The sequence below is a fragment of the Pantoea sp. PSNIH1 genome, from assembly GCF_007680655.1.
GTDB lineage: Bacteria > Pseudomonadota > Gammaproteobacteria > Enterobacterales > Enterobacteriaceae > Pantoea > Pantoea eucrina.
Window position 1 is genome coordinate 400,061 of the sequence record NZ_VEIP01000004.1, and the last position, 7,077, is coordinate 407,137.

A 7,077-nucleotide genomic window follows, 5' to 3' on the forward strand; every position below is an offset into this window, starting at 1 on the left:
CCCGCCTCAGGCGATAGTTTTGCGATTGCTGAGCAGATCTTTCACGCTCTCTGCTACCCGCTTGCCCGCCAGGAAAGCGTGATCCGAATTGTAATACTCCCATTCGCTGTAGCGCCCGGCCAGATGGATACTTTGCGTGGCCAGCCAGCTACGGATCAGCGCCACGTTGGCACTGCGCGCATGATCGTAAACGACATAGGCGTACGGCATGTTTACGATACTACTGGTGAGGATCTCATCATCCTCATTGATAATGCCTACCCGGATACAGTCATCGATACAGCGCTGGATCAGCGCTTCACCCTCACAGGGCAGCGGTTGATCGTCACGCCAGGTGATTTCACAGGTCAGACCGAATCCGCCCGGAGGATTACAGTGCGGGCTGGCATTACCCTGCAGAAAGATGCGATGGAACAGCGTGTCTCCCGGATAGTAAATCCAGTGCTTTTCACTGATCGCCGGACGTCCGATACCAAGATTAACGCAGCACACAGAGGTATGACGCAGCTGAGAAGCCGCCTGCTGTACCGCCTGCGGCGCGCGGGCGCCCATCAGGCGCACCAGTTCCGGTAAGGGCAGCGTGCTGATGAGCTGGTCATACTGCAGATGCCTGCCGTCGCTGAGCGTGACGCTGCGCGACTGCGGCTGAATCTCGGCTACCGCCGTTCCGGTCTCCAGCGTACAGCTAAGGTGAGGCAGGAAACCGTTCATCAGCGCCTGAAAGCCGCCGCGCAGCGGATAGCCGAAGCGCGCGTTGGGCCCGACCGGTTTCTCCAGCGGCGCAAGCGCACCGCTGACGATCTGCGCCAGATCCGGCAGGGGTACGCGACCGCCCAGCCACGAGGTCTCCATGCTGGCCAGCGGCGTTTTCCACAGTTTACGGTTATAGGGAACGGCAAAATGACGGGCGATGCCTTTGCCCCAGACGCGATAGATAAAATGTTCAAAATCTTCACTGTCGCGCTGTTCAGTGATGCAGCCCTCATCCGCTACCACGCCGTCGGCGCAGCAGTCGCGCGATGCGTCTGCGCCAGGCAGTATGGCGGTATCGTTTTCTGCCGCGCCGTAGCGCGCTTCAATCGCGCCCAGCACACATTCACTAATCACCTCCGCCGGCAGGCCGTGCAGCGCTGACTGGAACGGGTAGCGCGTATAGACATCGTGGCTATAGACCCAGGCTTCGCGCATCTGCCAGTGCTGATTCTCACCCAGCAGCAGATCGTAGAGCTCCAGCACGTAGGGATCGTTGGAGAACATGATGTGACCGGCATAGTCGAAGGTAAAACCCTTATCTTCGATTGACCGGCACCAGCCGCCTGGCGACTCATTTTTCTCCAGTACGACGGCCCCTTTACCGTAATGATAACCGGCACTCAGGCCGGTAGGCCCTGCGCCGAGGATAAGACATTCAACCGGATGCAGCGTGACCGGCTGCGTGCGTTCAGCGGGTGCAGCGGCCTGCGTCGCAGGCCGGGCGGGCTGACGTTTAATGGCGCTGAGGTGCTGCTGCATCTGCGCCACCGTATTATCCCAGGACGTCGCGGCGACTACGGCAGCCATCGCTTCAGCCTGCATATGACGCCGTTCAGCTGTCTGGCGCAGAGCGTGTTCGCAGCCCTGAATAAAGGCTTCCTGCGAATCGGCTATTGTCACGACGTCAGCATACTGGCGCGCTACGTCAGCGATCGCTGTGCTGACAATCGGCAGCTGCGCGGCCATGTACTCCAGAACCTTTGTCGGGCTGATAAAGCGCGTGGAGGCATTGAGCGCAAACGGCATCAGGCAGACATCCCAGCCCGCCAGAAACTGCGGCAGGGCGGCATAAGGCTGCTGTCCGAACCAGTGCAGGTTTTTACGCTGCGGCAGCGTCGCAGGATCGATCTTGACCACCGGTCCCACCATGATGATCTGCCAGTCAGGGTGCGCGTCAGCCAGCGCGGTGACCAGCGGCAGATCCATGCGCTCATCAATCACACCGTAGTAACCGAGGCGCGGTTTAGGCAGAAACTGCTGCAGCGGATGGCCGTTGCTGCGGTCGATCGCCTGTGCAAAGTGCCCGGCATCCACGCTGCTGGGAAAACAGTGAACGCGCGAGTGACGATCTTTTTTCGCTTCATACAGGCTGCGTCCGCCGGTAAAGACCAGGTCAGCGCGGCTCAGAAGAGCCGATTCGCGCTGCTGCAGCTGACGCGGCGCCTGGTCAAACGCGGAGAGTTCATCCATACAGTCATAAATGATCCCGCGGCTGTTAAACGCGCTAAGCAGCGGCAGCGCCATTGGGGTGTAGAACCAGACCAGCGGTTCAGTGCCAGGCTCCAGCAGGTTGCTGAGCAGCGGCTGCAGTAGCGCAATCTGGTCGTCATGAAAACCGGGGGCGTGTATCGGCGTATGCGGCTCGACCACGGTGACATTGGCCGCCGGCTGCGAGGTGCGCAATCCCGCTTCACCCGCCTGATAAACCGGCTCTTCAATAAAAATAATCCGGTGGTGCTGTGCAAGGCGTGAGAGCACATGCTGCGGCCGCTGAAACACAAATCCCCAGCGCAGATGACTAAATACCACCAGTACAGATTGATTCATGACGAACTCCTTTGGCCCAGCGGCCGGTGTGAGAAACCCCTGAAAACGCGCGAGTGCGCGTTGTGATTGCCGCAGCGCGGCAGCATAAGCGTGGTTAAGCAGGCGAACGTTTTGCGAATCGCTATCCCACAGACCGCTATGCGGCCAGTGCGTAATATCTTCCCAGAGAGGCCGATCGATAATCGGGTAGAGGCAAATGCCGCGAATATCGCAGCCTGCCAGCTGCGCCTGCGCGACCTGGTCGGTAATATGGGTTATCCAGGCCGCGCGGCCGCTGCCGACGTGGCTGGTTTCTGCCAGCAGCAGGGGGCGCTGATAGCGCGCCGAGAGACGGGCAAGCATGTCGGATAACGGAATGCGCCGGGCATCATCCAGATGCCACTCCAGCCGCTGGCCGGTCTGCGCCAGCCACTGGTTACCGTGATAATAGTTGGCTCCGATCAGATCCAGATAGCGCGGCGACCCGCCCAGCTCCGGTTCACGCAGCCCTGCCAGCATATCCCACGCCTGATACTGCGCGGCCGTCAGAGCGGCGGCGTGCTGTTGTGCGTGCTCGCTTTCATCCTCCGGCACCACATGAATAATGGGATCGCAGTGCAAAAAACGTGCGCGCGGATCGACGGCCAGAATGGCATCACAGCCCGCCAGGGCAGCGCGTACCAGCTGCCGCTTAATGGCATCGGGATCGCTATCGGCGTTGTTACCAAAGAGTCCTACTGAAATACCCCAGGCGAAAAAAGAGAGCTCGTTAACCGGTGAGTAAACCGGGGGCACGTCACGGTAAAATCCGGCCAGACAGGTCGCAACCTGATGGCAGAACCGCGCAAAACGCGGCACAAATTCAGGCGAGAACAGGGTGAGATCGTCCGGCCAGCCATAGTGGCTCAGCGTCCAGTTCACCTGAATACCCTGCTCGCTGGCCGACTGCATGCAGCGGGTCAGCCGGGCAAAGGTACGCTGTGGATCGGCTTCAGCCAGCCGCCAGCCCACGCTTTCACGCACTGACCGAATATTAAATGCAGCGAGCGCGGCATAATCCGTTACAATATGCACGTCGTGTGCATTGATTACATTCATATCAAGTGCAATCCCGGCGGGATTAATATGATCGGCACCCTCAAAACCGGCCTGCCAGAAGCTGGAAAATGGCAACATTTAATTCTCCTGGAAAACAGGACAAAACAGCAGCCCTGTAAAGTAAATTACAGGACCAGCTTTAGTTGAAATTTATCAGGGCTGTGACTGGATAAATAAAAAGGCTGCCAGCGGGTTACACGACAACGTCAGGGCAGCGGTAAAAATTTATAAAGGTTGTTTGAGGAAATTATAGTCAGGTGCCGGGTTTCAGCAACCCTGTGAAGTTGCTGAAAAAAAAGCAAAGCGGCAGCCAATGCTTTGCTTTATTGACTGCTGATCCTCTCTTTTTTCGGCGAATAACGCTATTTTTCAATGGCTACAGTAGAAAAATGGAAAAATTACTATTTCAGCGAAGGATAATTTATTCGCAGCGATTTTTGATTTGCGCTTCACGTTTTTTAATCCAAAAAAAAGCTGCCGCTATGTTCAACATGTTGAATGGCATAATAATTGCGCCTGACGGTTTTTATTTGTAGCACTTTTAGGTTTAATTTTTGCGGCTCTGATTAGGCTGCAGAGAAAAAATTGCGTTACGTATTAAACCGGCCGCTGAGCAAAAGCTGCTTCGGCCAGCGCTGCAAGGTAGTGTGCAGCAGGCAACAGCACATCATCGTTAATGCGAAACGCAGGGTGATGCAGAGGCCAGGCTTCACCGGTGCCAATCATGATAAATGCGCCGGGTATGTGCTGCTGATAGTAAGCAAAATCTTCGCCAATCGGGGTGGCAGCAATTTCACGTGCGTCCAGCCCGTTAAGCGCTGCCTGCTGCAGGGCAAACGCTGTCCAGTGCGCATCATTTATCACTGCGGGTGGCCCGGCCTGCCAGGTGATTGCTATTTCAGCCGCAAACGCTGCGCTGATACCTTTTACCAGTTCACGAAATCGCTGTTCAATACGTTCGCGCGCTGCGGCGGAAAAGGTGCGCACGGTGCCTTCCAGCCAGGCGCTTTCCGGAATGACATTCCACGTGCTGCCGCTGTGAAGCTGGGTAATCGAGAACACAGCATTCTCTGCTGAAGGGAGGTTACGGCTGATCAGCGTCTGGACTGCAGAGACAATGTGCGCGGCAATCACAATAGGGTCGTTACCCTGATTCGGGTGTGCGGCATGGCTGCCGGTGCCGGTGATCTGTAGCGCAAAGCGGTCAACGGCGGCGGTCAGGGCGCCCGCCCGGCTGCCCGCCACACCTGCCGGCAGAGAGGGATCGTTATGGAGACCAAATATGGCAAACGCATCCTGCAAAGCACCGCTGGCAAGCACCGCGGGTGCGCCTTCACCGGTCTCCTCTGCTGCCTGAAAAATAAAGCGCACCTGGCCAGCCAGCTGTGTTTCGCGGGATTTCAGCAGAATGGCTGCGCCCAGTATGGCCGCACTGTGAAAATCGTGACCGCAGGCGTGCATGACTCCGGGATGCGCTGAAGTAAACTCTACTCCGGAGTGCTCTTCAATCGGCAAGGCATCAATATCGCCCCGCAGCACCACCAGCGGACCGGTTGCGGGACCCACTTCAGCGACCAGTCCGGTTGTCAGTGCCAGGGGGAGAATGCGGATATTGTGCGCCTCCAGCTGCTCACGAATGCGTTGTGTGGTGGCAAATTCCTGGTTTGACAGCTCCGGGAAACGGTGCAGCTCCTGCCGGAAAGCGACCAGCTGTTCTGTTAACTGCGTTAATTCTGACGGCGACATAGTTTGTTCCTTTCTCACGATTACGCTGCGCGGCGTGCAGCACGTTATCCGGGGAAGGTAACAGCAGAACGAGTGAGCGATATATCTCAATACCCGCAATGATATTGCAATAAGTGAATAACAGCAGCGGCTGATCGGTTCAGGGTTATAAAGAAGGGCAGGAAGAGTGGCGAAACCAGCCCCGGGGAAATGAGGCTGGGAAATATGCGTGTCAGCTAATCAGATTAAAAAATCGTCCAGCGATGCGCCGGCATCAATAGCGCTCTTAATCGGAGAAGGCGTGCGGCCCTGACCGGTCCACTGCTTTTCATTACCTTCTTCATCGGTATATTTATACTTAGCCGGACGCGGCGCGCGTTTGGCTTTAGGTTTAGTTTCTGCCTGGTTTAATTGCGCAAGTTCACTAATATCGATGCCATCATTCATCAGCATCTCTTTGTATAACGCCAGTTTTTCTGCTTTTTCGCGCTGAGCAGCATTATCTGCTTCAGCTTCTTCACGGCGTTCTGCAACGACCACAGCGAGCTTTTCCAGCATCTCATTTAATACCGCTACTTCAATATCACGCGTCTGAGCACGCAGTGTACGAAGATTATTCAATGCCTTTAGTGCATCGCTCATGAATATAACCCTTATTACTGATGTGAAAATTTGAAAGCGCGCATTCTACGATATTTTTTCTCAAATTAAAATATGCATCAGGGCGTTAAATCCGCTATATCGCACAATTATCAGACTCATTGAGTTATCACCTGCATCAGAAATTTATTAGCCGCAAACTGAATATTTAACGGACACCAGAATTTATAAAGTGGGCACGCTACCGGCAGTACGCCAGGGTCGCATTAATGCGACCCCTACGGGGGCATCTGTAGGGGCGGCATTAATGCCGCCCTGGTCACGTTCCGCACCTAACCCCAGGATCGCATCAATACGACAGGGTCGCATTAATGCGACCCCTACGGGGGCATCTGTAGGGGCGGCATTTATGCCGCCCTGGTTAGGTTGCGCCCCCAGCCCGTATCGCATCAAAATGAAAAATATGGTTTTTTATCGAATTGCCGGGTGTCAGAAACAGTAACAATTTCTTGCAATAGTAATCTAAATGAGTATATTTCTCATTTGCTTTCTTAGCTATGCCTGCTCCAGGTGACCGGCAGGGTGCGCTGACAGATAAACTAAAATGAGAATTAAGGATGGCTATGTCTTCTAAACCGATGCGCGTCCGCACTGCGGCTGCAACGGCACAACCTGCGCTGAAAATGTCATTGCTGGCGATGCTGATTGCAGCCGGTGTTGCACAGGCGGCGGAACAGACCCTGATGGTGGAAACCAGCGCGTCTGACGTGGAAAATCAGAACGATCGGGATTACAGCATACCGGTAACGCGCGCAGGCACAAAAATGGCGCTGACGGCGCGCGACATTCCTCAGTCGGTATCGCTTATCAGTAAACAGCGTATGGCCGATCAGCAGCTGCAGTCGCTGAATGATGTTCTGTCCAACACTACCGGTATCAGGGGTGTTTCGGCGGATATGGATCGTACCAGTTACTACTCGCGCGGCTTTCTCATTGACAACTATATGGTAGACGGGATCCCAACCGCGTTTGCATCACGCTGGAATCTGGGTGATGCCCAGACCGACATGGCGCTTTATGAGCGGGTCGAGGTGG

The 7,077-nt window shown here is 55.5% G+C and carries 4 protein-coding genes; 1 reads left to right on the forward strand and 3 read right to left on the reverse strand.

What is annotated here, in order from left to right; genetic code table 11:
- Positions 1–6: 6 nt before the first annotated feature.
- The 3 genes from FS690_RS13305 to FS690_RS13315 form a co-directional block, all read right to left on the reverse strand.
- Positions 7–3,735 (reverse strand): FAD-dependent oxidoreductase, encoded by a 3,729-nt coding sequence (locus FS690_RS13305; RefSeq protein WP_145339765.1) that lies wholly within the window; start codon positions 3,733–3,735, stop codon positions 7–9.
- Between the two features lie 519 nt (positions 3,736–4,254).
- Positions 4,255–5,403 (reverse strand): amidohydrolase, encoded by a 1,149-nt coding sequence (locus FS690_RS13310; RefSeq protein ID WP_145339766.1) that lies wholly within the window; start codon positions 5,401–5,403, stop codon positions 4,255–4,257.
- Between the two features lie 219 nt (positions 5,404–5,622).
- Positions 5,623–6,024, reverse strand: a complete 402-nt coding sequence (locus FS690_RS13315; RefSeq protein WP_071668305.1) for an H-NS family nucleoid-associated regulatory protein — start codon at positions 6,022–6,024, stop codon at positions 5,623–5,625.
- Positions 6,025–6,605: 581 nt separating this feature from the next.
- Here FS690_RS13315 and FS690_RS13320 point away from each other — a divergent pair.
- The coding region (locus FS690_RS13320) for a TonB-dependent receptor plug domain-containing protein (RefSeq protein ID WP_186368992.1) at positions 6,606–7,077 on the forward strand (472 nt) is incomplete at its 3' end.